This is a genomic window from Arthrobacter sp. FW306-1B-F12A (genome assembly GCF_058781865.1).
In genome coordinates, this window is sequence record NZ_JBYSXD010000008.1 from 1 (window position 1) to 20,443 (window position 20,443).

The 20,443-nt window shown below is 63.7% G+C and carries 19 protein-coding genes and 1 pseudogene; 15 read left to right on the plus strand and 5 right to left on the minus strand.

Translation table 11 applies throughout. The features are described 5' to 3' along the window. The 6 genes and pseudogenes from AC3WJU_RS06135 to AC3WJU_RS06160 all read left to right on the plus strand — a co-directional run. Window positions 1–400, plus strand: a 400-nt coding sequence (locus tag AC3WJU_RS06135; protein WP_492259438.1) for a DnaJ domain-containing protein, incomplete at its 5' end; no start/stop codon positions are given. Between the two features lie 36 nt (window positions 401–436). Next, on the plus strand, window positions 437–811 hold the full coding sequence (locus AC3WJU_RS06140) for a hypothetical protein (protein ID WP_306961475.1): 375 nt from the start codon (window positions 437–439) through the stop codon (window positions 809–811). A 17-nt stretch (window positions 812–828) separates the two neighbouring features. After that, a complete protein-coding gene (locus tag AC3WJU_RS06145) occupies window positions 829–1,116 on the plus strand; it encodes a hypothetical protein (protein ID WP_492259439.1) in 288 nt (95 codons plus the stop codon). Window positions 1,117–1,278: 162 nt separating this feature from the next. Continuing rightward, window positions 1,279–1,554 carry a hypothetical protein gene (locus AC3WJU_RS06150; protein ID WP_492259440.1) on the plus strand — a complete coding sequence of 92 codons (276 nt, stop codon included), beginning with the start codon at window positions 1,279–1,281 and terminating at the stop codon, window positions 1,552–1,554. After that, window positions 1,533–1,865: pseudogene (locus AC3WJU_RS06155) on the plus strand (LLM class flavin-dependent oxidoreductase); the annotation flags it as partial. The gene AC3WJU_RS06150 and the pseudogene AC3WJU_RS06155, both read left to right, overlap by 22 nt. A 145-nt stretch (window positions 1,866–2,010) precedes the next feature. Continuing rightward, window positions 2,011–2,364, plus strand: coding sequence for a TraR/DksA family transcriptional regulator (locus AC3WJU_RS06160; protein WP_492259441.1), 354 nt, complete (start codon window positions 2,011–2,013; stop codon window positions 2,362–2,364). A 693-nt stretch (window positions 2,365–3,057) separates the two neighbouring features. Here AC3WJU_RS06160 and AC3WJU_RS06165 read toward each other — a convergent pair. From AC3WJU_RS06165 to AC3WJU_RS06180, 4 genes are all read right to left on the minus strand, one after another. After that, window positions 3,058–4,020 (minus strand): carbohydrate kinase family protein, encoded by a 963-nt coding sequence (locus AC3WJU_RS06165; protein WP_492259442.1) that lies wholly within the window; start codon window positions 4,018–4,020, stop codon window positions 3,058–3,060. A 122-nt stretch (window positions 4,021–4,142) separates the two neighbouring features. Continuing rightward, on the minus strand, window positions 4,143–4,937 hold the full coding sequence (locus tag AC3WJU_RS06170; protein WP_284984946.1) for an ATP-binding cassette domain-containing protein: 795 nt from the start codon (window positions 4,935–4,937) through the stop codon (window positions 4,143–4,145). Further along, on the minus strand, window positions 4,934–5,980 hold the full coding sequence (locus AC3WJU_RS06175; RefSeq protein ID WP_441438032.1) for an ABC transporter permease: 1,047 nt from the start codon (window positions 5,978–5,980) through the stop codon (window positions 4,934–4,936). Before AC3WJU_RS06175 ends, AC3WJU_RS06170 begins: the two co-directional genes overlap by 4 nt. A gap of 96 nt (window positions 5,981–6,076) precedes the next feature. Next, window positions 6,077–7,192, minus strand: a complete 1,116-nt coding sequence (locus AC3WJU_RS06180; protein ID WP_284991720.1) for a substrate-binding domain-containing protein — start codon at window positions 7,190–7,192, stop codon at window positions 6,077–6,079. 166 nt (window positions 7,193–7,358) lie between these two features. On the opposite strand from AC3WJU_RS06180, the gene AC3WJU_RS06185 reads away from it, so the two are divergent. Together AC3WJU_RS06185 and AC3WJU_RS06190 are read left to right on the plus strand one after the other, a co-directional pair. After that, window positions 7,359–8,357 (plus strand): LacI family DNA-binding transcriptional regulator, encoded by a 999-nt coding sequence (locus AC3WJU_RS06185; protein WP_307053379.1) that lies wholly within the window; start codon window positions 7,359–7,361, stop codon window positions 8,355–8,357. 49 nt (window positions 8,358–8,406) lie between these two features. Then, window positions 8,407–8,700: a putative quinol monooxygenase gene (locus tag AC3WJU_RS06190; protein ID WP_284991718.1), complete on the plus strand. Its 294-nt coding sequence runs from the start codon at window positions 8,407–8,409 to the stop codon at window positions 8,698–8,700. A 196-nt stretch (window positions 8,701–8,896) separates the two neighbouring features. Here the strand turns inward: AC3WJU_RS06190 and AC3WJU_RS06195 are convergent, their stop codons facing one another. Further along, entirely contained in the window at window positions 8,897–11,503 is a 2,607-nt protein-coding gene (locus AC3WJU_RS06195) for a GH32 C-terminal domain-containing protein (protein WP_492259443.1), read from the minus strand. A gap of 376 nt (window positions 11,504–11,879) precedes the next feature. Here AC3WJU_RS06195 and AC3WJU_RS06200 point away from each other — a divergent pair, with 376 nt between their 5' ends. From AC3WJU_RS06200 to AC3WJU_RS06230, 7 genes are all read left to right on the plus strand, one after another. Further along, complete coding sequence (locus AC3WJU_RS06200) at window positions 11,880–12,950, plus strand: LacI family DNA-binding transcriptional regulator (RefSeq protein ID WP_059389026.1); 1,071 nt, start codon at window positions 11,880–11,882, stop codon at window positions 12,948–12,950. A 79-nt stretch (window positions 12,951–13,029) separates the two neighbouring features. Beyond that, window positions 13,030–14,706, plus strand: coding sequence for an ABC transporter substrate-binding protein (locus tag AC3WJU_RS06205; RefSeq protein WP_492259444.1), 1,677 nt, complete (start codon window positions 13,030–13,032; stop codon window positions 14,704–14,706). Between the two features lie 127 nt (window positions 14,707–14,833). Beyond that, window positions 14,834–15,811 carry an ABC transporter permease gene (locus tag AC3WJU_RS06210; protein WP_284991714.1) on the plus strand — a complete coding sequence of 326 codons (978 nt, stop codon included), beginning with the start codon at window positions 14,834–14,836 and terminating at the stop codon, window positions 15,809–15,811. Window positions 15,812–15,821: 10 nt separating this feature from the next. Continuing rightward, window positions 15,822–16,748, plus strand: a complete 927-nt coding sequence (locus AC3WJU_RS06215; protein ID WP_492259445.1) for an ABC transporter permease — start codon at window positions 15,822–15,824, stop codon at window positions 16,746–16,748. Then, window positions 16,745–17,698 carry an ABC transporter ATP-binding protein gene (locus AC3WJU_RS06220; RefSeq protein ID WP_059389030.1) on the plus strand — a complete coding sequence of 318 codons (954 nt, stop codon included), beginning with the start codon at window positions 16,745–16,747 and terminating at the stop codon, window positions 17,696–17,698. Before AC3WJU_RS06215 ends, AC3WJU_RS06220 begins: the two co-directional genes overlap by 4 nt. Beyond that, entirely contained in the window at window positions 17,695–18,765 is a 1,071-nt protein-coding gene (locus AC3WJU_RS06225) for an ATP-binding cassette domain-containing protein (protein ID WP_492259446.1), read from the plus strand. The genes AC3WJU_RS06220 and AC3WJU_RS06225 overlap by 4 nt, the downstream gene beginning before the upstream one ends. Next, window positions 18,762–20,321, plus strand: coding sequence for a glycoside hydrolase family 32 protein (locus tag AC3WJU_RS06230; protein ID WP_492259447.1), 1,560 nt, complete (start codon window positions 18,762–18,764; stop codon window positions 20,319–20,321). Before AC3WJU_RS06225 ends, AC3WJU_RS06230 begins: the two co-directional genes overlap by 4 nt. Window positions 20,322–20,443: the final 122 nt, after the last annotated feature.

The following is a 20,443-nucleotide window of genomic DNA, read 5'->3' on the forward strand; positions in this document are numbered from 1 at the left end:
CACCGCCACGGCCCGCGAGGTAACCCGCGCCTACCGCACCCTCATGCGCGGCCTGCACCCCGACACCCGGCCGGCCCATGCACCCCGTGAACACCCCAGCCTGGCGGAACAGCAATTACAGGAAGAGCTCCGGGACATCATGGCCGCCTACGCCATCCTCGGCAACCCGGAAAAGCGGGCCGCCTACGACCGGGAGCACCCGCGTCCAGCCGCGAACGCCAAGCCGCAGCGGCCCGACGCCGCCTCCGTGCGTATCCCAGGGCAGTTGCTTCCCGCCGCGTCGCTGCTGATCGGACCGGTCATCTGGGAGCCGCCCTCCGGACGGTACCCGGGAATGCCGGCCCGGGAACCGTCATATCCGCCAACCGGCTACACGCTGATCCGATGGATCCGACGTTGAGAGAGCCGGAAATCCACGCAATCCCAAGGAGCTTCCATGAGTGCCTGGCGACCCTACGACAACCAGTTGATGCCCGCCTTCTACGAACGCTTCGAAAAGCGGTGGGGCAAAGGAACAGCGCCGTTCCTGGACCCGGAAACCCACGAACAACCCATGCCACGAGCCCAATGGATCAACCCGGACACCGGTGCCGCGGTCGCGGTCGTCCCCATCTGGACCGAGGATCCCCAGCACCGTTCCTTCGGGGTCTTCTACCTCCCCCCGTCCGGTGACATCTGGGTCCTGCGGCCCGGCTACACGAACTACCTCGAAACCGACCCCAAAAACCCCGGGCAAGTCACCCTCCGCAACGACGCCTTCAGAAAAGCCGTCGCCCACGCCAAGGAATTCATCTACGGAATCCAACCCTAAATTCCCAGGAGCACAGAATGACCCCTTCACAGATCAGCCAGTTCCTTCGGGACTGCATTGTTAACGACGCGAGCGATTCAGGGATCAACGCCGACGCGTTCTATGGGCTTTACGTCAGCTGGTGTTCCTTGAACCGGAGAGTCGCCGTGCCCGACCAGGCTTTCCGCACCGCGCTCCGCCTCGCGGGCCTTCGCCCGGAAAAGACCGGAAAGGGCTGGACGTTCCCGAGCCTGCGCATGACCGGACCAGCAGCAACCGACTACATCCTCAACAGCAGCGCCCAAACCCCGGCGGACCCAACGTAGAGCGGGCGGTCACCGTCCGGCCGGACGCCATGACGCGGCCGGGCGCTGTTTCCAGCTGGCGTCCGGCGCCCACACCGCTCCACGTCGTCAAAAAGATCTGTGCCCTGCTGCTTCCCGGCAAACGGCCCAAGGATGATGGACCGGGGTCAAGGTAACGCGCCAATGCCTGGTCACCCTGCGCCGGGCACTGGCGCAGCGAAACAATCGCCGAACGCCACCCGGCCCCGCATCAGGGGGCCGGGCGAAGCGGGTCAGCTCCACGACGTCGTAATCCTCCAAGGGCGCCTCGAACACGCCGAACTCGGACTCCAGCGGCAGCGCGCTCTTGACCTCGCCCGGCGGGGCGGTCATCAGGACGCCGGCGGGAAATGTACCATCGGGGTACGTGCCGGCGTCACCGATCGGGTGTCCCCGGTGTGTCGCAGGGCCTGGTGGTGATCCCAACTGATTTGGCTTCGCCGGGTCAGCGGGAGAAATACCAGTGGTATGTTGACGAACGAACTCCCCGCACACGGGCGCCGCAGGGGGCAAGGGGCATGCTGTTCGCCGCGGATCTGATCGGTACCAGCGACGAGATCGCCGAGCAGCTATACGCACACGCAGGATTCCAGGAAGTCGACGAGGTGGCGTTTGCGCTGCCCTTCAGCTTCGACCACGAGGATTACGTCCAGATCCTCACCGACATCGCCAGCAAACCCGGTCCAGCCCTCGGATGGACTCTAGCGGAAGTCCGGCGCGACCCGCAGTAGGCGTCACGGCCTACAATCGACCACACGTTGGGCATTCCTGGGCGGCTGTGCGCTGCCGATTCGCGGTGCTCCCAGTTGCCAGAGCGGTCCCACGAGCTCGCGGACTGGCCCACTCAAGCTCAACTGTGCGGTAGCCTTTCGTCCCATGGTCGATGCGAAGCGGTTCCGAGTACTCCTTGAGGAGGAACGTGACCGCAAGGTTGCGCTCTTGAAAGCCCTCCTTGGGGACATCACTTCGGTAAACGTCGCCAGGCAGGACGCGAACGTCGACGACGAACACGATCCGGAAGGGAGCACGATCGCTTTCGAACTTTCCCAGGCTTCCGCACTCATGGAGCAGAGCCGGGTGGGCCTGGAACAGATCGAGGCCGCTTTGCTACGGATTGCCAACGGGAGTTACGGACTGTGCGCAGTGTGCGTCAAGCCCATCGCGGAGGGTCGCCTGGAGGCAAGGCCTTGGACACCGTATTGCATAGAGCACGCATCCGGTCAGAGCTAAGCCAACACCCGGAGCAACGCTGTTGGTAGCGCGCGTGCGCAACGGACTGTGGAAGCACTAGCGCCGCCAGCGGACTATCGCTTCTGCCTCCTCGGATGGCCTGTTCCCTGTCCACAGCCGGGGACCAATTTCCCCGCGGCTCAAAGGAGAGGTAGCGAGGCTGCGGGTCCGTGGATACGAGCCACGGGTACCGGGGGTGGCTGCATCACCCTGGACACCAACCACATCGGCGTGACGGGATGAGAACGCCGAGACAAACACGGCGAGTATTGGTCCGGCCTGATCCTGGACCCCGGACAGGACGGACCCGTGCACTTCCAAATCGAAATTCGACGGGTCCACCTTCCGAGCTGCCGCCTCGCTCGACGGGAAAGATGGACCCGGCTCGGGGCCTACTGGATATCAGCTTCATCAGCGACGACCCATGCCGGGCTCTTGCGTTTCACTGGAGCTCTCGCTGGGATTGCCGCAAAAGGATCTGGCGGCGCGCTCCTGGAGCGCCGACTTTGAGAGCGTGACCTTTACGAGCTGAATCGTGGCCAATGCCCCGGACTCTCAGCTGTGGCTTCCGTCGCAGCGCAGGAACATGAAGAGCATTAGCGTCGTTGAAGGTCCCGCTTCTTGGACTGAATGAGCGCACACAAATGGACGGCGGTGCGTGGAACTGACAGCCCGAGATCGGGCGACGGCCGCTCAGGAATAGGCGACGGTGTGCCGACGTCGCCGAGGGCCTGCCAGACGCGTCTGCAACTCTTCGGCGGTAGGCGGGTTGGCGCCTGGACGGCTCACTGTGATTGCGGCGGCCATCGACGCGGTCTGCCCAATGGCTTCGAGCCCGGGCGGCGTAAACGCCTCGTCGCCCCGGGTCAGCAGTTCAAAGATGAGTGCGGCCATGTAGGCGTCGCCTGCCCCGATGGTGTCGGCAACCTTGGTCTTCACGGATGGGATGCTGAACCGGGCATCGGGTGTGGCCAGCAGGGCGCCCTCTGCGCCCATGGTGATGACGGCCAGGCGCGCGCCCTGTTCCAGCAGATGGGAGAGGACCTCGTCCAGGGAGGATGCGGGGTACAGCCAGCGTGCATCTTCGTCGCTGAGTTTCACGACGTCCGTGAGCGGGAGCAGGTCCTCGAAGACTGACTGCGCCTCGGAGTGACTGCCGAGGAGAGCCGGGCGGATGTTGGGGTCGTATGTGACTAGGCATGATTGGTGGCATTGCTCGAGGAGGGTGCGGACTGTGGCGGCTCCTGGCGCGAGAAACGTGGCGATCGAGCCCGTGTGGAGAACTTTCGGGATCATGGCCGGCGCCACAGGTGCCAGCTGCCAGGCGATGTCGAACTCGTAGCTGGCGGAGCCATCGGCGGCCAAGGTGGCGGTGGCGGTTGCTGTCCGTTCAAGGGAAATGGATCCGGGAAGAAGCCGGACGCCTGCGCTGTGGAGGTGGTTGGTGATGGCGGTGCCGTGTTCGTCGTCGCCGATCGCTGTGAGCAGCCCGGTCGGGATGCCGAGCCGGCCAAGGCCGTAGGCGACATTTGCCGGGGACCCGCCTGGATAGCTGATGGATCCTTCGGGGCCGTTGACGACGTCGATCAGGGCTTCGCCGATAACGATGACGTCCATCTGGTCGTGGGCGGGGGCGGCCGGTTGGAGCTTGTGCATCGTGGTTCTTTCTTCGGATTGCCGTTGGTGGGAGCCCCGGGATGGATCCGTCCACGGACCTGTTGGCAGGTCCGCGGACGGAGAAGGGGCCCCGAGGGAGCGGGAAGCGCCGATCGGCCCTGTCAGGCCTTGGCTGCGCCGGTCATGATCGCGACGGCGTCGGTCATGCTGTGGGACTGCGGGGTGATGGTGGCCGCGCACTTGCCCAGGCGCTGGATGTGGATCCGGTCTGCCACATCGAACACGTGTGGCATGTTGTGGCTGATCAGGATGACCGGAAGGCCGCGGTCGCGCAGGTCGCGGACGAGCTGGAGGACCTGGTTTGATTCGCGGACGCCCAGGGCGGCGGTCGGTTCGTCAAGGACGACGACCTTGGAGCCGAAGGCAGCCGCGCGGGCAACGGCGACGGCCTGGCGCTGGCCGCCGGAGAGGTTCTCGACCGGCACTGTGACGTCTTGCAGGGTGGAGATGCCCAGGCGTGTCAGTTCTTCCTTGGCTTTCCTGCGCATGCCTTTGGTATCGAGCATCCGGAACACGCTTCCCAGTAGGCCGGGGAGGCGCTCTTCACGGCCGAGGAACAGGTTCGAGGCGACATCAAGTGCCGGGGAGACAGCCAGGTTCTGGTAGACGGTTTCGATGCCGTGGACCCGGGCGTCCTGCGGGCGTTTGAAGTGCACCTGCTGTCCGGAGACATAGAGTTCCCCGGTGTCGGGGATTTCGGCGCCAGTCAGGCATTTGATGAGCGTGGACTTGCCGGCGCCGTTGTCGCCGATGACGGCCAGGACTTCGCCCGGGTACAGGTCCAGGCTGACACCGTCGAGTCCAACGACGCGGCCGAAGGTCTTGACGAGGTTCCTGGCTTTGAGGATGGGTTCGCGGGTGGCGGTGTGGGAGGCTGAAAATTCTGTCATGGTCATGACTTGACCTTTCGGATCCACTGGTCGATAGACACGGCAACGATGATCAGGATGCCGACGGCGAGAGTCTGGTAGAGGACGTCCAGGCCTGCGAGTGAGAGGCCGTTGCGGAAGATGCCGACGATCAATGCGCCAAGCAGTGAACCCCAGATGGAGCCACGTCCGCCGAAGAGGCTGGTTCCACCGATCACGACGGCGGTGATGGAGTCCAGGTTCAGATCGACCCCGGCGTTCGGGCTGGCGGCATTAGTGCGGCCGATCTGGATCCAGGCGCCTACGGCAAGAACTGCGCCCGCGGCAAGGTAGACGCTCATGAGGACCCGGCTGACGGGAATACCGGCAAGACGGGCCGCTTCCTTGTCATCGCCGACCGCGTAGACGTGCCGTCCCCAGGCGGTCTTGCCCAGAATGAAGGCGACGACGACGTAGAGCAGGATCATCATCACGACTCCGGTGGAGATGCGGACGGGTCCGATCGGGAACGTGCTTCCCAGCCAGGTGAGCACCGGCGGCATCGCGGATCCGCGCACGGTGCTGCCGCCGGAGTAAAGGAGCGTCAGGGCGACGAAAATGTTCAGCGTTCCGAGGGTGACGATGAACGGCGGGAGCCGGAATCTGGTCACCAGGAAGCCGTTGAGAGCCCCGGCAGCCAGACCGACGGCGAGACCTGCAATGAGGGCGAGCGGCCCGGGGATGCCGTTGCCGACTGCAAGCTGGGCGATCACCATCGAGGACAGGATCATGACCGCCCCGACCGAGAGGTCAATGCCGGCTGTCAGGATGATCAGGGTCTGGGCGATCGCGAGGGTGCCCACCACCGCGACCTGCTGCGTGATGAGCGACAGGTTCTCCACCCGCAGGAAGCGCTCATTGAGGATCCCGAAGACTACCACCGCGATCAGCAGGACAATGGCGGGGCTGAGGGCCGGGTAGCGGTGGAGAATGTTACGGATTCTGCTGAGAGGGGTCTGGCGGTCGAGGAATTCCTCGGCCAGGTCAGCATGCCCGGCGCTCGGCGGGCCGGCGGTCTGTTGCTGGGTCACTTGAATAGCTCCTGAACTTCAATGTTCTATGACTGTTGTCGTGCTGGGTGTGCTGCGGGGAGACGCCTTGGCACGGCTCCCCGCAGAGGGGAGGCTTTACTTGCCCCAGCAGATCTGGGAAGCAGCCGTGGTGTCGATGCTCTGCAGTCCCGAAACTGCCTTGTCCGTGACGAGTGCGGAGCCGGTGTTGAAGAAGTCCAGGCCCGCGGAGACCGTGGGCTTCTTGCCTGAGGTGGCCAGGTCCTGGATCGCCTGGACACCGAGCTGGGCCATCTTCACCGGGTACTGCTGCGCGGTGGCGCCGATGATGCCGGCCTTGACGTTGTTCACGCCGGTGCAGCCACCGTCGATGGAGACGACCAGCACGCCCTTTTCCTTGCCCGCGGCCTTCAACGCCTCGTAGGCGCCTGCCGCGGCCGGCTCATTGATCGTGTAGACGACGTTGACGTTCGGGTTCTTCGACAGCAGGGTTTCCATCGCGGTCCGGCCGCCGTCCTCGGCGCCCTGGGATGCCTGGTTGCCTACGATCTCGTAGTCTCCGCCCTTACCGCCGGTGTACTTGCCAGTCTTCGCCTCATCGCCGTTCTTGGTCTTGTCGGCGGTGTCGATACCCAGGCCGGTCAGGAACCCCTGGTCGCGGTTGTAGTCAACGGAGACGACCTTGTCGCTGAACAAGTCGACCAAGGCGATGGTGGCCTTCTTGCCGTCGAGCTGCGCTGCAGTCCACTGACCGATCTGCTTGCCCGCGGCGAAGTTGTCCGTCGCGAAGGTGATGTCCACGGCACTCGCCGGGTCCGGCGGGGTGTCCAGGGCGATCACATACAACCCCGCGTCACGGGCCTTCTTGATCGCATCGACGACGGCGGGACCGTTCGGGGTGATCAGGATGCCCTTGTCGCCCTTGGAGATAGCGTTTTCGATGGCCTGGATCTGGGTGTCCTCGTCGCCGTCGGACTTGCCGGCGGCAAGCTTCAGGTCGATGTTTCCGCCCTCGGCCGCTTTCTTCGCACCGTCTTCCATGGCGACGAAGTACGGGTTGGAGGTGGTCTTCACGATCAGCGAGACGCCGATCTTTCCTGCGGCGCCTCCGCTGGACGACGAGCTGGAGGAACTGCCTCCGCAGGCGGTCAAGCTAAGTGCGCCGAGGGTCAGGACTGCGCCGGCGGCAAGAAGGCGGGTCGCGGCCGACCTCGGGGCTTTGGAACTCAACATTGAAACTCCTGTGTTTGTGGCGCCCTTCCGGCGCTAGACAACGATGTCATGTATCATGTAACCAAGCTCACACTGTGGAGTCAAGTGTTAATCGATGATGAGGAGCAGTTCGTTGACAACGGTGTCTAATCGTTACCAATCCGATTCCGGGCGAAGGCCTCCGACGATGAAAAACGTCGCGGATCTCGCTGGAGTTGGCATCAAGACGGTCTCGAGAGTCGTGAACAACGAACCCGGGGTTTCGGAGGAAACACGCCAGCGGGTGCTCAGGGCTTCGGAACAGCTGCAGTATCACCTGGATATCACCGCGGGCAGCCTGAAACGGTCCGGACGCAAAACGCAGTCCATCGGGTTGTTGCTTCCCAGTGTGTCCAACCCCTTCAGCGGGGAGATCCACAGGGCACTGGAAGACGCACTGGCTGAACGGGGAATCGCCGTTTTCGCCTCAAGCCTGGACGACGATCCCGACCGGGAGAAAAAGCTGATTTCCGCTTTCCTGGGCCGTCGGGTGGACGGACTAGTGCTGACCCCGATCGCCAGAAGCCAGGCCTACGTCATCCCGGAACACTCACGGAACCTGCCCATGGTGTTCATCGACCGCGAGCCGGTAGGCATAGAAGCTGACGCGGTCGTCACGGACAACGAGGTGGGCGCCGCGAAGGCGGCCGCACACCTCATCCGACACGGCCACACCAGACTGGCCTACCTCGGAGACCGCACCGACATCCAGACCGCAACGAAACGCCGCACGGGGTTCCTGGAGGAAATCGGCAGGGCCGGCATTGCAACCTCGACCATCCCGGTGCGCAACGGACTTCACGACGAGGAGACCGCCCTCCGGGCAGCGCTCGAGCTGCTCACCTCGGAGAACCCTCCCACGGCGATCTTCTCGAGCCAGAACCTGGTCACCTTCGGTGCCATGCGCGCGCTGAAGTCCCTCGGGTTGCACCACAGCGTTGCCCTGATCGGATTTGACGACTTCACCCTGGCCGACATGATGGAACCCGGGATCACCGTCATTGCCCAGCACCCTGAGCGCATCGGCAAGACCGCCGCGGAGCGGATCCTTGCCAGAATCGATGGTGACGACGGCGCCCCGAAAACCTACATCGTCCCGTCGGAACTGATCCCCAGGGGATCCGGCGAGATCCTGCCGCTGACCTAGCAGCCAAGACTTCGGAACAACCCGACACCAACCAAGCAAAGGACCCGACATGACCAAAACACTGTATGCGGAATTCACCGTCAGGCCAGGCAGCGAAGCCAGGGTGGCCGAAATGATGGCCGAGCTCACCGTCCACGTCCGCCGGGAGCCCGGGAACGTCATGTTCCTTCCCTACACCCGCGAAACCAACCCGCGGGAATACTTCGTGTTCGAGGTCTACCGTGACCAGGCAGCCTTCGAGGAACACATCAGAGCGGAATACGGCCGGAAATTCAACGCCGAACTCGCCGAGCACATCGAAGAAGACGGCTCCGTCCTGACCTGGCTTCATCCAATGGTTTAGGGCCTGGCCAAGGCCGAAAAGCGCGCAGAGGCAGGAACGAACAGAGCCTGGCTCCTCAGGATGACGGTCAGCTGGCTGCTCTCCTGGCCCAGCATAATTGCCCCGGTACGTGCATGATTCAGGGGCGGACAGCTACGGCGCCCACAACGGTGAAGTTGCGGGCGCCGCGGTCTGATCAATGCGATGGGGCGTCCGGTTATTGCCAGGCCGACTTCATCTGCTTGACGTCCAGAGAAGTGAGAACAGCGTTTCCTCCGTTGGCGAAAGCTTCGATGCCTTGGCTGGACGGGTCCGGGAAGATCTGGTCTGTCAGGACGATTTTCCCGTCGTCGGCGAAGACTTCGACCGAGGACCAGTCAACCAGGATCCGGAGTTTGACCGTTCCTCCGCTTGTCGTGAGCGGCGCGGTCTGGACTCCGGGGAAGCTGGGGTTGAATCCCACGGCGCCGGACTTGGTCCGGTCAATGTAGGCCTGTCCGGACTTGTTGTCATAGCCGATGAGTGTTTCCTGGCCGGACCCGGTGCGGACTTTCAGTCCGTAGGAGCTTGCAGTACCGGCAGTGAAGGACGCCGTAATGTCGAGCGCCTTCCCTGTGGCCGGCAGGACGGTGCTTCCGGCAGGGACGGACATGTTCTCCTTGTGGACTGACGGCCCCGTAGTGAGCTGGTTGAGTTGGTTGACCGGTGTCTGCACCAGGCGGGGTGCGCCGTCGACGGTTTGGAGGGACAGCTCCCGCGGGACGGTCATGGCGCTGCGCCACGGTGAGGTGGGAATGGATCCTCCATAGTCCCAGTTGTTCATCCAGCCGATCATGATCCGCTTGCCGCCAGGGGCGTCATTGAAGGTGACACCGGCGTAGTTGTCCCTGCCGTAGTCGACCCAGTGAGCGCGTTGGACTGCGGATTGTGCCGCCGTGTCTGAGAGCGTGAAGTCGTCGGCCAGGATGTGTCCCCAGCCGCCGGTGTTGTGGTCTACGACCTGGATCTGCGCCTGCTTGCCCATCAGGTCGCTCAGGTCCCACGACGCCCAGTCCAGGTTCTCGCTGTTTGCGCCCGTGGCGGAGCGCACCACCTTGCCGTCGACGACGAGATTGACGGAGGTCTGAGTGTCCCAGGGCTTGGCCGGGGCGTTGGCGAAGACTATGTCGCCCACCATGAGATGGCCCCAGCCGGTGGATCCGTCGTTCTGGTCCACGACCTGGATCTGGGCCTGCTGGCCTTGGTACTTGCTCATGTCCCAGTTCGTCCACGTCAGGTCAGGGCTGTTGGGGCCCGTGGTGGTGGCGACGACCTTGCCGCCGACGATCAGGTTGACCGCGGTCGGGTTCGATTGGCCCCAGGGGTGGTTGCCGCCAGCGACCTGCAGGTCGATATACGGGCTGTTGACCGTGAACGTCGGGGAGGTGATGGTGCCGGTGCCGGTCTCGCCTTGGGGCGCGTAGGTGTCCAGCACCTTCGGGCCGAGCTGGTTGGGCAAGCTCTCGGTCGAGGGCCCCGAGCTGGCGAAGGAACCGGTGGCGGTCCAGCCGGCCCCGTAGGTGGCCCCGGAGAAGTCGTTGAACACGGTCCCGGCCGGCAGGGTGCCGAGCGGGACGGTGTCGGCGGCGTAAGGGTGGTTGCCGCCGCCGACGAGGAAATTCAGGTGGGATTTGTTGATGGTGAAGGTCTGGGAACTGAGCGTTCCGGTGGGGCCGTCACCGCCGTTGAAGCTGTTGACGAAGCCGGTTCCTTCAAAGCCTGTAACGCCGGACTGGCCCGGCAGGCTTCCTGTGGCCGGGGCGGTGCCGAAGGCTGTCCCGGTGGTTTGCCAGCCATCGTAAGTACCGTTATCGAAGTTTCCCAAAGATGTCCCGGCCGGGGGGACATAGGGTTTGTCATCCGAGGTGAACTTGGTGCCGTCGAAACTTCCCGTGAAATATTGGACGCCCGAACCTCCTGCGATCCCTCCCGGGTTGAGGTTGACCGTCAGTACCCACTTCTGTTTGCCTGGGTTGGCGGGATCCGGCAGGGGGAACAGGTCAGGACATTCCCAGGCGCCGCCTGTGGCGCCTGCAGGCCCGAAATCGCTCAGATGCTTCCAGGTTTTCAGGTCTGGAGAACTGTAAAAAGTCACCTTGTGCTGGTCGGACAACACGGCTGACATTAGCCACTCGTGTCCGGCCTCGTACCAGAAAACTTTCGGGTCCCTGAAATTGTTTGACCCGATGTCCAGCACCGGGTTCCCGGAATTGTATTTGGTGAACGTCCGGCCTTTGTCCGTGCTGTAGGCGAGTGCTTGGGACTGCTTCCCGGTAGCCTTGTCGGCGGCAGTATAGATTGCCACCATGGCGGGGTTGCCCGGCTGGCCAAAGCCCGTCGTGTTGTCTTTATCGATGACAGCACTGCCCGAGAAGATCATGTTTTTGTCGTCCTGCGGAATGGCGAGCGGGAGCTGCGTCCAGTGCACCAAGTCCGTGCTGACGGCGTGGCCCCAGGACATGTTGCCCCAGGTGTCCCCCGAGGGGTTGTACTGGAAGAACATGTGGTATTCGCCTTGGTAGTAGACCAGGCCGTTCGGGTCGTTCATCCAGTTCGTCGCCGGGCTGAAGTGGAACTGGGGTCGGTATGTCTCGGAGTAGGGCGCGGAAGTTCCGACCGCGCCGGAAGCCGTAGCGGCCGCCCCGGAGGTGTCCGCGGCCAGGGCCGGGGCGGACAGCGGAAGGGCGCTGCCAGCGGTCATAGCGGCGGCGAGGATCAGGGCGTTGAGGCGTTTTTTTGATTTTGGTCCGGGTGTCAGACCGGGACCGGAATGTGTGCGGCGCACGTATTCACCTTTCGTGTCGACAGTGACAGGCAGGTAATGCCGGTTGTCGCTCGGCTAGTTGTGTGGGGGCATTGATCGACTCAAATGCTGCACTTGCGTCAGATCCACCGAACGAAGACAACGTTGTCAAAAAGGGAACCTACGGCTTGTCCACCGGACAAGTCAACAGTCAAATCCTCCGACGCCCGGCCTGGCTCAAGCGATCGTGAACCAACTGCCCGCATGCCGGTGGAAGCCGTTGACAGCTACGAGGTAACGCGTGTAACCTCAATCACACCGCTGAAGGTAACTCGCGTTACTTGCCAACGATTGCGATACGACCTCAGACCGAACCCTTGGTACTGCGCGCAGGATCAACGAAGACACGGAGCATTCAATGGCGAAAACCACCACCCCCCAGAAAGCCGCGGCTGTGCGGCAGCGGGGTGTCACCATGAGTGATGTCGCCCAGCACGCCGGTGTCTCCCGGACGGCGGTCTCGTTCGTGCTGAACAACCGCGAAAACGCCAGCATTTCTGAGGAAACGCGCATCCGCATCAACGACGCCGTCCAGGCATTGGGTTACCGCCCGAATGCCGGAGCGCGCGCACTGGCTTCCCAACGCAGTGATTGGTACGGACTCGTCACCGAGATCGTGACGGCCCCGTTTGCGGTGGACATCATCAAGGGCGCCCAGGATCAAGCCTGGCTTGACCACCGGTTCCTGCTCATCGCGCCTTCCGACCAGGCCGATGCCGTAGGACCCAACCAAGGCCTGGAAGATGCAGCAACGGAAAAGCTGCTGGAACAACGAGTGGAAGGACTTTTGTACGCGGCAACATACCACCGCGGGGTACATGTTCCGGAAAGCGCCCACGAGGTTCCCACTGTCCTGATCAATTGTTTCGACGCGGACGGGAAACTGCCCTCGATCGTCCCGGACGAGCGCGGGGGCGGCAGGGTTGCCGTCGATCGTTTGCTCCGGGCCGGCCACAGCAGGATCGGAGTCATCAACCTGGACCCGCACATTCCCGCGGCCGTCGGGCGTTTGGAGGGTGCCCGCGAAGCACTCGCCGGCGCCGGGCTCGAACTGGATCCGGAGCTGGTGGTGTCCGGGCATGCGACGGCGGATGGAGGCTACGAGGCGGCGTGCCAAATCCTGGATCGTTACCCCCAGCAGGACAGGCCGACCGCACTGTTCTGCCTCAATGACCGCATGGCGATGGGCGCTTATGACGCCATCAAGGAACGGGGATTGACCATCCCCGGGGACATCGCCGTGATCGGCTTCGACAACCAGGAACTGATCGCGGCCTACCTCAGGCCAAAACTGACCACGGTTGCGTTGCCCTTCGAAAAAATGGGCGCACTGGGAGTCCAGACGCTCGCAGCTCTCACAGCAGGACAGCCGATCACTGCCGACCAGCAATTGGTCGACTGTCCGCTGCTAGAACGCTCTTCGGTCTGACCGCGAAATCAAGTTTCGAAGAGCAAACCCTTACCCACCCCTTCACCTTGCTGATGAAGATAGGAAAGAGATACCCATCATGACACAACCCCGACTCTTGAGGTCTGCCCGCATTGCAGCGGCCGGACTGGCTGTGGGTGCAATGCTGCTGACCGGCTGCGCTGCCACTGTCAACAAGTCCGCCGGCACCGACGCCGGAGCCAACGCGAACGCCTTCCTGACCATCCCGCGTGAGGACATGAGCACCTTCGACCGTAACTTCAACCCCTTCGCCCCCACTGTGAACCCCATGGTCCAGCAGGCCATCTACGAACCCCTACTGGTCTTCAACCCGGCCAAAGGCAACACCGTCCCCTGGCTGGGCGCCTCCTGGGACGCTGCCAAGGACGGCAAGTCCGTCACCTTCACCCTGCGTGACGGCGTGAAGTGGTCCGACGGGCAGCCTTTCGTCGCCGATGACGTGGCCTACACCTTCCAGCTGCAGAAGAAGCTCAAGGGCGGCTTCGAGTACCTGGATTCCGTCACTCCGGCGGGCACCGACAAGGTGACATTCACCTTCAACAAGCCCTGGTCCCCCGCGCTCTATGAGATCGGGCAGCTCCCCATCCTCCCCAAGCACATCTGGTCATCCATCGCCGATCCGGCGAAGGACACCAACGCCAACCCCGTGGGAACCGGCCCCTACACCCAGGTGGACAGCTTCCAGTCCCAGTCCTTCGTGCTGAAGAAGAACCCGAACTACTGGCAGCCTGACAAGCAGAAGATCGCCGGCATCAAGATGCTGGCGATGTCCGGAAACGATGCCGCCAACCTGGCCAGCGTCAACGGCGATGTGGACTGGTCCACCCAGTTCATCCCGAACATCGAGAAGACCTTCATCTCAAAAGACAAGGACCACCGCCACTTCTGGTTCCCGCCGACGGGCGCCATGATCAACTGGCAGTTGAACACCAGCAAGGCGCCGTTCAATGACGCGACGGTGCGCAAGGCCCTGAGCATGGCGGTTGACCGTGACCAGGTCACCAAGATCGGCATGAGCGGGTACGCCACTCCGGCCGACTGCACAGGCCTCTCCGGCAACTACGCGAGCTGGAAGAACGCCGATGTGGCGAACAACTGCACTTGGACCAAGCTGAATGTCGACGAAGCGAACAAGATGCTCGACGGCGCCGGCTACCCCAAGGGCGCGGACGGCAAGCGCACCCTCAAGGACGGCAAGCCTTTCGAGTTCAAGATCTCCGTGGGCGCCAGCTCCTCCGACTGGCTCTCCGTGGCCAACGTGATCTCCCAGAACCTCCAGGCCATCGGCGTGACCGCCAAGGTGGACTCCCCTGACTGGGCCTCCGTCGTCTCCGGCTACGAGCAGGGAACGTTCGACACCGGCATCGTCTGGAGCGCGAACGACCCCAGCCCGTTCAAGTACTTCAGCTCCACCATGGGCACATCCACCGTCAAGCCGGTGGGCGCCAAGGCCACCGAGAACTACCACCGTTTCGGCGATCCAAAGGCCGATGATCTCCTGCAGCAGTTCGCTTCTGCTGGCGACGAAACCGCACAGAAGCAGATCGCGAACCAGCTTCAGGCGGAATACAAAGCGGTGGCCCCGACGGTTCCGCTGTTCTCCGGCCCCGAATGGGGCGACTACACGGACGTTCACTTCACGGGATGGCCCACTCAGGACAACCCCTACGCAACGCTCTCTGACCGCTCCCCCACCACGGTCCTGGTCCTGACCACCCTGGAACCGCGCAAGTAGCCGGTGCCACTTCTCGGCCGGTGGCTGCAGTTGCCATATTCCGGTTCCCACCGGCCGAGAACCTTTTCATCTTTCCCGCCCGGGACCACTGTCGTCCCGGACCCCGCCTTTCCCGAACGGAGCAACCGTGCGCTTCATCCTGCGCCGCCTGGGTTTTTACCTGATCGCCTTCTGGGCCTCCATCACCCTGAACTTCCTGCTCCCGCGTTTCATGCCGGGAGACCCCGTCTCACGCATGTTCGCCCGTACCCAGGGCAAGATGCAGCCCGAACAGATCGAAGCCCTGCGCAAGATGCTCGGCGTGGATACGCGGCCGCTCTGGGAACAGTACGTCGACTACATGCACAACATCCTGACCGGCCAGATGGGTGTCTCCATCTCGCGTTTCCCCACCCCGGTCACCGAGGTCATCGCCAGCCAGATCGGCTGGACCCTTTTGCTGGGCGGAACCGCACTGGTGTTCGCCGCCATCATCGGCAATCTCCTCGGCATGCTGGCCGCCTGGCGACGCGGCGGCGCGATCGACTCCGCCCTACCGCCGCTCCTGATCTTCATCGGATCCTTCCCGTACTTCTGGCTGGCCATGGGAGCCCTGTACCTGTTCGGTGTAGTCCTGGGCTGGTTCCCGATCCGCCACGCTTTCACGGATGGTCTGGAGCCCGCGTTTACCTGGGAGTTCATCGGCGACGTCGGTGCTCACCTTGTGCTCCCGGCGCTGACGATCGTCCTGGTGTCCATCGGCGGCTGGATGCTCGGCATGCGGAACACCATGATCGCCACGAACGCCGAGGACTACATCACCATGGCCGAGGCCAAGGGTCTCCGGCCGGGCCGCATCATGCTCCGCTACGCGGCAAGGAACGCCATGCTCCCGTCGGTCACGAGCTTCGGCATGAGCCTGGGCTTCGTGGTGGGTGGTGCAATGCTCACCGAGGTGGTGTTCGCGTATCCCGGCGTCGGCTACCAACTCCTCAACGCCGTCCAAGGCCTCGACTACCCGCTTATGCAGGGCCTGTTCCTGACCATCACCGCCGCCGTGCTGCTGGCGAACTTCCTCGTGGACATCCTCTACGTCCGCCTCGACCCGCGTGTGCGCAGCAACTGAGGGATCCATCATGACAACCGCAATTCTCAAGCAGCCCACTGAGCCCACGTCTGCCCGCAAGCCCAACCGCAGTTTCGTCCACGGACTTATCACCAACAAGAAGGCCCTGGTGGGCATGATCGTGATGCTCGTGTTCATCGCGTTTGCGTTGCTGGCCCCCGTGCTGTTCCCCGGAGACCCATCGCGGATCACCGCGATGGCCTCGCTGGAACCGTCTCCCGAGCACTGGCTCGGCACCACGGCCAAAGGCCAGGACGTGCTTGCCCTGACTGTCCATGGCTCCCGCAGTTCCCTGTTCGTCGGGTTGACTGTGGGCTTCGCATCCACCTTCATCGGCATTTTGGTGGGCCTGGCGTCGGCGTACTTCGGCAAGTTCATTGACGAAGCACTGTCCCTGGTGACCAACGTCTTCCTGCTCCTGCCCGGACTCCCGCTCCTTGTCATCCTGGCAGCTTTCCTGCCGCCGGGTTTGGGAACCGTGATCCTGGTGCTCGTGGTCACCGGCTGGGCTGGGTCGGCACGTGTATTGCGCTCCCAGGCGTTATCCATCCGCTCAAAGGACTTTGTGGCCGCGGCCGTGGTGTCCGGCGAACGGGCTGGCCGCATCATGTTCCGGGAAATCCTGCCGAACATGGCATCGATCGTCATGGGAACCCTCCTCGGCTGCGTGATTTACGGCATCGGCGCCCAGGCAGGCCTGGAGTTCCTTGGCCTGGGTGACGTGAGCACCGTTTCCTGGGGCAACAACCTCTTCTGGGCCGGCAACGAGGGAGCCCTACTGACCGGCAGCTGGTGGGTCTTTGTTCCCTCGGGTGTCTGCATCGCGCTGGTCGCGTTCGCACTGGCCCTCATCAACTACGCCGTGGACGAGGTCACTAATCCGCGGCTGCGGAAGATCAAAACCCCAAAGAATACCGAAAGGAGCGCCGCCAAGTGACAGTCTCCCAAGTTTCCTTCGGCTCCCACGAGCCCGTCCTGGACGTCAAGAACCTCACCGTCAAGTACATCGGCGACACCCGCTCCACCACCGCCGTCGACCGTGTTTCCTTCAGCATCGGCACCGGTGAGGTGTTCGGGCTGGCGGGCGAGTCCGGCTGCGGCAAGTCGACCATCGCCAACTCGATCATGCGGCTGCTCAAGGACCCCGCAAAAATCGCCGCCGGCAGCATCTCCTTCGGCGGCAAGGACGTCCTGGCCATGAGCCCGGAGGAACTGCGGCGTTTCCGCTGGCAGGACGTCGCTATGGTGTTCCAGTCGGCCATGAACTCGCTGAATCCGGTGCTCACCATCGGCGAGCAGATCGTGGACATCTTCACCACACACGCCGGCTACTCCCGCAAGGAATCCCTCCGACGCGCGGGCCAGCTGCTGGAACTTGTCAGGATCGACTCCGCTCGACTCAAGTCCTACCCGCACCAGCTTTCGGGAGGCATGCGCCAGCGTGCGGTGATCGCGATGGCCGTGGCGCTCAAGCCGTCCCTCCTGATCCTCGACGAACCCACCACCGCCCTGGACGTGGTGGTGCAGCAGGAAATCATGGCCCAAATCAAGGAACTCCAACGCGAACTGGGATTCTCCGTCCTCTTCATCACCCACGACATGTCCCTCATGGTGGAGCTGTCGCACCGCATGGCCGTGATGTACGGAGGCCGGATCGTGGAGACCGCGAAAGCCCAGGACGTCTACGCCAACCCTCGCCACCCCTACACGCAGGCGTTGATGGGGGCGTTCCCGCCGCTGACCGGTCCGCGGGTTCCGCTGACCGGACTGCCCGACGGCGTGAAGTTCCGGAACATCCCCGACCTCACCGAAGCAGCACCCGGCCATTTCGTGGCTCCGTTTGGTGCCGACGCTGAAGCAGCCGTCCTGGAAGGAGCCGCACGATGAGCCACGCTGTGCTGTCATCCCAGCGCCCCTCCGCCGACACAGAAGCTACGGCCCTCGAGGTCCGCGGACTAGGAAAGTCTTTTGCAATAGGTGGTTTGTTCTCCCGGGAGTCCGTCCGGGCCCTGCACGGCGTAGACCTGACCATTGGCCGCGGAGAAATCGTGGCCCTCGTGGGAGAGTCTGGGTCGGGTAAGAGCACCCTGGCCCGCTGCGTTGCCCGGCTGGAACGTCCGAGCTCCGGCGAGATCCTGCTTGACGGCGTCGACGTCCTCAAGCGTGACCGCTTCCAGGCATCGAGAGCGTTCCGCTCCCAACTTCAGATGGTCTTTCAGGATCCCTTCGGCTCGCTGAATCCTGCCCACAGAGTGGAGCATTTCCTGCGGAGGTCGCTAGTGATCCACCGGAAGGGCGGCAGCTCCGAGACAGAGACACAGCAGCGACTCGAGGAGCTTATGACCACCGTGGGCCTGCAGGCCGACATGTTGAACTCCTACCCGCACGAGCTCTCCGGCGGCCAGCGCCAGCGAGTCGCGATCGCCCGGGCCCTTGCCGTGGAACCACAGGTCATCCTCGCTGACGAGCCCACCTCCATGCTGGATGTTTCGGTCCGGATCGGCGTGCTGAACCTGATGCGCAAACTCCGCGATGAGCAGGGAATCTCCATGCTCTACATCACACACGACCTCGCTTCGGCCCGATACCTCGCGGACCGGACGGCGGTCATGTTCGCCGGTGAGCTCGTTGAAGAGGGCGAGTCCTTGGACCTCCTGGCCAACCCGGCCCACCCGTATACGCAACTGCTGGTCTCAGCCGTCCCGGATCCGGCCCGGGCGGGCTCCTACGATCCCGTCCGCCGGGCCGAGCTGCGACAGGCTGTGATCGCTTCGACCAGCTGCGCTTTCGACGGCGACCCAAACCAGGCCTGCTCGGCCGAGGAACCGGTTCGCCACGGTGTGGGCAACCCCGAAAACCGCCACTGGGTGCGCTGCCACCTCTACCGCCCGCAGGCTGGAGCCGGCGGCCACGCCCTGGCAACTGAACCTACGGACAGCAAGGCCTCCGCATGACTGAATCGACGCACCCGCTCGGCACCGTCCCCCAGGACGAACTGATTGCACGCGCCGATGCGGACCCCCTTCGGCCGCGCTTCCATTTCGTGTCCCCGGCCGGTTGGCTGAACGACCCCAACGGCGTGAGCCAGTGGAAGGGCACCTATCACCTCTTCTACCAGTACAACCCCGAAGGCGCCTTCCACCACCGCATCCAGTGGGGCCACGCCACCAGCACCGACCTCGTCCACTGGACGGACCAGCCTGTGGCGCTGGAACCTTCCGCAGGTCCGGACGCCGACGGCTGCTGGTCGGGGGTGTTGGTGAACGACGGAGGAACACCCACCTTGGTGTACTCGGGACGGCTGGGCGAGCAGGAGTTGCCCTGCGTTGCCGTCGGATCCGCAGACCTCCTGAGCTGGAGCAAGATTCCTCAGAACCCGGTCATCGCAGCCCCGCCGGCCGGAGTGGACATCACGGCGTATCGCGATCACTGCGTATGGCGCGAGGGTTACATCTGGCGGCAACTGGTGGGATCGGGCATCCGTGGGCGCGGCGGCACGGCGTTCCTGTACGAGTCGGAGGATCTGCGCGCCTGGGAATACGTCGGGCCCCTGTTCATCGGCGACGCCTCACAGGGCGATCCTGCCGATTCCGATTGGACCGGGACCATGTGGGAATGCGTGGACTTGTTCCGGGCACGCGAGGGATCGTTGGGTACGGTTCCGACTTCTGGCGACGCGCCCGACGTGCTGGTCTTTTCCGCATGGGACAACGGCGACACGCGCCACCCGCTGTACTGGACCGGCCGCTATTCGGAAAACTCCTTCGAGCCCACCGGGCTGCATCGGCTCGACTACGGTGGACGGTTCTTCTATGCGCCGCAGTCATTCCAGGATGAGTCCGGCCGACGCATCATGTTTGGTTGGCTTCAGGAGGGCCGCAGCGACGCCGCGATGATCGAGGCCGGGTGGTCGGGCGTCATGAGTTTGCCGCGCGTCACAACCGTGGCCGACGACGGAACCCTGGGGTTCGCGCCCGTGCCTGAAATCGAGAAGCTGCGCCGGGACCATGTGGGCCTGCCTGGACAGGAGCTGGTGGGTACCGGGGCACCTGTGGCTACCGGTGTCTCCGGCAGCCAATTGGACCTCGAGCTGGATGTGCAGCTCGAGCCTGGTGCTGTGCTGCGACTGGGCTTGCTGGGATCGGCTGACGGTGGCGTCACCGGTAAATCCAAGGAGGAAACAGTGATCGAGCTGTGCCGGACCACTGAAGGCGACGGCCAAGGCACACTCCGCCTCGACCGGACTCAGAGCAGCCTCGATCCAACCGTTGATGTCGACGACAAGTCCGGACCGCTTCCGATGCCCGACGGCCGGGTGCACCTGCGCGTCCTGGTGGACCGATCCGCCGTCGAAATTTTCGCCAACGGCAAGCCGCTCACCGCCCGCGTTTACCCGACCCTGGCCGGCGAGCACGTGAGCCTGACCGCCGAGGGTACCGTGAGGCTGCTCTCCTTCGATGCCTGGACCATGGCTGAGATCTTTGGAGGAGCCCGGGCCCTCTTCCCCTAACTCAGGATCCGACGTCTCCCGCCTTTGGAGTCATGTCCCCATCGCTCTCTCACCTAAGATATCCAGCTCATGGCCGGGGCATCCCGCCGCGAAGCGGACGTACGACCTATACAAGAGCAACC

What these genes read in the sequence shown, in the direction of transcription:
- AC3WJU_RS06225 (WP_492259446.1), top strand. Translation starts at nt 17,695, where the DNA reads ATGAGCCACGCTGTGCTGTCATCCCAGCGCCCCTCCGCCGACACAGAA.
- AC3WJU_RS06215 (WP_492259445.1), top strand. Translation starts at nt 15,822, where the DNA reads ATGACAACCGCAATTCTCAAGCAGCCCACTGAGCCCACGTCTGCCCGC.
- AC3WJU_RS06190 (WP_284991718.1), top strand. Translation starts at nt 8,407, where the DNA reads ATGACCAAAACACTGTATGCGGAATTCACCGTCAGGCCAGGCAGCGAA.
- AC3WJU_RS06165 (WP_492259442.1), bottom strand. Translation starts at nt 4,020, where the DNA reads ATGCACAAGCTCCAACCGGCCGCCCCCGCCCACGACCAGATGGACGTC.
- AC3WJU_RS06160 (WP_492259441.1), top strand. Translation starts at nt 2,011, where the DNA reads ATGGTCGATGCGAAGCGGTTCCGAGTACTCCTTGAGGAGGAACGTGAC.
- AC3WJU_RS06185 (WP_307053379.1), top strand. Translation starts at nt 7,359, where the DNA reads ATGAAAAACGTCGCGGATCTCGCTGGAGTTGGCATCAAGACGGTCTCG.
- AC3WJU_RS06205 (WP_492259444.1), top strand. Translation starts at nt 13,030, where the DNA reads ATGACACAACCCCGACTCTTGAGGTCTGCCCGCATTGCAGCGGCCGGA.
- AC3WJU_RS06145 (WP_492259439.1), top strand. Translation starts at nt 829, where the DNA reads ATGACCCCTTCACAGATCAGCCAGTTCCTTCGGGACTGCATTGTTAAC.
- AC3WJU_RS06150 (WP_492259440.1), top strand. Translation starts at nt 1,279, where the DNA reads ATGCCTGGTCACCCTGCGCCGGGCACTGGCGCAGCGAAACAATCGCCG.
- AC3WJU_RS06230 (WP_492259447.1), top strand. Translation starts at nt 18,762, where the DNA reads ATGACTGAATCGACGCACCCGCTCGGCACCGTCCCCCAGGACGAACTG.
- AC3WJU_RS06170 (WP_284984946.1), bottom strand. Translation starts at nt 4,937, where the DNA reads ATGACCATGACAGAATTTTCAGCCTCCCACACCGCCACCCGCGAACCC.
- AC3WJU_RS06200 (WP_059389026.1), top strand. Translation starts at nt 11,880, where the DNA reads ATGGCGAAAACCACCACCCCCCAGAAAGCCGCGGCTGTGCGGCAGCGG.
- AC3WJU_RS06180 (WP_284991720.1), bottom strand. Translation starts at nt 7,192, where the DNA reads ATGTTGAGTTCCAAAGCCCCGAGGTCGGCCGCGACCCGCCTTCTTGCC.
- AC3WJU_RS06140 (WP_306961475.1), top strand. Translation starts at nt 437, where the DNA reads ATGAGTGCCTGGCGACCCTACGACAACCAGTTGATGCCCGCCTTCTAC.